Origin of the sequence: Halomonas sp. 707D4 (assembly GCF_024158685.1) — a bacterium.
GTDB lineage: Bacteria > Pseudomonadota > Gammaproteobacteria > Pseudomonadales > Halomonadaceae > Vreelandella.
In genome coordinates this window covers 1-2,888 of the sequence record NZ_JAMZBD010000396.1, presented here as the reverse complement: position 1 = coordinate 2,888, position 2,888 = coordinate 1, and the positions used below count along the sequence as shown (strand labels likewise).

General features: G+C 67.4%; 2 protein-coding genes. One reads left to right on the top strand and one right to left on the bottom strand.

The annotated features are described in order from the left end of the window. Positions 1–2,455 (bottom strand): MFS transporter (locus BIS11_RS14210; RefSeq protein ID WP_253586366.1); only part of this gene is annotated, 2,455 nt, incomplete at its 3' end. A 133-nt stretch (positions 2,456–2,588) separates the two neighbouring features. Between BIS11_RS14210 and BIS11_RS14205 the strand changes: the two genes are divergently transcribed. Then, a partial coding sequence (locus BIS11_RS14205) for a helix-turn-helix domain-containing protein (RefSeq protein ID WP_253586365.1) occupies positions 2,589–2,888 on the top strand: 300 nt, incomplete at its 3' end.

Below are 2,888 nucleotides of genomic sequence, written 5' to 3'. Positions count from 1 at the left end.
CATCCGAGGTCTGCTGGATGTTGGCCATCAGGTTGCGGTGGCTGAGCATCACGCCCTTGGGCGCGCCTTCGCTGCCGCTGGAGAACAGGATCGCCGCCGTCTGCTCGGCGCCGCGCGCCCGGTCGAAGAGCGCACACAGCGCCCGAGCAGGCAGCAGGCGCACGCCAAGCCAGGTCGCCACCTTGGCCACGCCGCTGATCTGCGCCTGCAAGGATTCGAGGGTCACCACACGGGTGTCGGCCAGCAGCGCCTGGGTATCGAGTCCGCGCGCCGCGAGCTTCTCGATGAAGCGCTCGGAGGTGATCACGGTCGTGATCTCGGCCTGTTCGAGCGCCGAGCCCAGCGCCTCGAGGCCGGCGGTGTAGTTCAGGTTGACCACCGTCTTGCCCGCCAGCAGCGTGGCCATGTTGGCCAGCACCCCGGCGCTGCTGGTGGGCAGCAGCAGGCCCAGGTTCTGCTCCGGGGCGAGGGCTCGAAAGCGCCGGGCGAGCAGCAGGCTGGCGCTGAGCGCCTTGGCCGACGAGAGCGGACGGCTGATCGAGTCGATCAGGGCAAGCTCGCCAGGGCGGCGCTTGACGCTCTTGATCCACGTCTCACCTAGGGTGGGAAGATCTTCCAGGGCGTGCTGCCAGGAGCGGGTGGCCTGCTCGAAGATGCGCCGCTTGAGCACGTCCGCCGGGGTGTCCTTCGACAGCGGCTCGCCGAAGGCGACGGTCACCGCGCGGTGCAGCGGGGCGTTGCGCAGGGTCTTGAGCTTGCTTGAGGAGCGCGAGAACTGGCTGCCCCACAGCCCGCGCAGGTAGAACGGCACGATGACCACGTCCGGGTTGGCCTTCTCGCAGGCGCGCTGGTAGCCGCGACGGAATTCGCCGAGCTGACCGGTGCGGCTGATCGCGCCTTCCGGGAACAGGCACACCACCTCGCCGGCGTTGAGCTGCTCGGCCACCGCCTCGAGGGAGGCCGCCGCGCTTTCGCCCCGCTCAATGGGAATGCAGCCCAACGCCTTGAGAAAGCCGCGCAAATACCAGCGATCGAACACGCTCTTGAGCATCACGAAGCGCACCGGTCGAGGCGAGGCGATCTGCACCATGGCCCAGTCGACGAAGCTGATGTGGTTGCCCAGCAGCAGCACGCCACCCTGGGCGGGCATGTTCTCGAGCCCGTGCACCGCCACGCGGTAGTGGCGGGTGAGCAGGAAACTCAACACGAAGCGCACCAGGCTCTGGGGCAGCTTGACCACGGTGTAGGCACCGCCCACCAGGGCCACGGCGGTGATCAGCCAGAGCAGGTAGCGGCTGTCCAGGCCCGCCAGCGCCACCAGCGCGGTGACGACGAGAAACCCGAGCATCGACAGGTTCTGGAACCAGTTGTTGGCGGCCAGCACCGTGCCAAGCGTGCGCTCCTCGGCGTGAAACTGGATCAAGGCGTTGAGCGGGACGATGAACAGCCCGCCCATCATGCCGATGAACACGAAGTTCAGCGCCTGGGCGAGCGGCGTCGAGAGAAACGACAGCGCGCCGAGCCCCAGCGCCACGCCCAGCGCCCCGACCGGAATCAGGCCGGTCTCGATGCGGTTTTTCGAGAAGCGGCTGGCGAGCATCGATCCCAGCGCGATGCCCACGCCGCTGGCGGCGAGAATGCCCTGCAGCACCAGGGTGTTGTCGATGGCCAGCGCCTGCTTGGCGTAGGCGGGAAACGCCGCCAGGAGCACCTGGCCCACGGACCAGAAGGTCGCAAGCCCGATGATCGAGAGCCTCAGCACCGGCTGGCGAGCGATGGCACTCAGCGTTTCGCGGGTGGAGCGGGGCGCAGGCACCGTATCCGGCTCGGCGGCGGGAGCGGCGTCCAGCGGCAGGCGGTAAAGCAGCAGCGCCTGGAGCAGGCTGTTGCCCACCAGCAGCCAGCCCAGCGGCGCGACCCGGTGCAGTAGAGCGCTCGGGTCGCCGTCACGGGCGCCGAGCATGACTTCGAACAGCGCGGTGAACGCCAGGGTGCCGGCCAGAATCGCCACGATGGTCACCGCCTGCACCAACCCGTTGGCTTCCGCCAGGCGCGGCTTGCCGAACAGCGTCTTGACCATCGCGTACTTGGCCGGCGAGTAGAAGGCCGACTGTACCGCCAGCGCCAGCGTCATGGCGAAGGCGAGCCAGAAGTGGCCAAGGTAGTAGGCCGCGGTGATCCCCAGCGAGATGCCCACCGCCCCCCAGGCGGCGGCGCGCAGCACGCGCACCTTGGGATAGGTGCTGGCGACGAACCCCGCCGGGCGAAACAGCAGGATGAACGGCAGCAGGATCAGCCCGTTGACCACAGCGGTGAGCATCACCTGGGTCGTGCCGTCGAAGCTCTTGAAGATGGTGTTCTGGATGACGATCTTGTGGCCCAGGTCCACGAAGGCGTTGAGAAAGATCGCCGCCAGGTAGGGCCAGGCGCCCGGCATTCGGTAGAGTCGTTGCATGGGGTGAACCTTGTGTGTCCTTGTCGTGAAGCGACTTTCGATGAGCGCTGCATATCGCGCAACCTTGGCGAGATAAGTTGCGCCATGAGCCCGCTCGAGTATCCTTATACGCTACTTTCCTCGGGAGAACGGCATGTCGCAGACCGCCTCGCTGCTCGCCACCCTGAAGCGCCAGTTGCGCGCCCAAGGCAAGACCTACGCCGACGTGGCGCGCTGGCTCGGCCTGAGCGAAGCCTCGGTCAAGCGCCTGTTCGCCGAGCGCCACCTCACCCTGGCCCGACTGGAGTGCATCTGCGAGCACCTGGGGATGGAGCTTTTCGAGCTGACCCAAATGATGCAGGCCGAGATGCACCGCTTGCAGCAGCTCACCCACACCCAGGAGCAGCGCATCGCCGACGACCGCGAGCTCTTTCTGGTCGCCGTGTGCGTACTC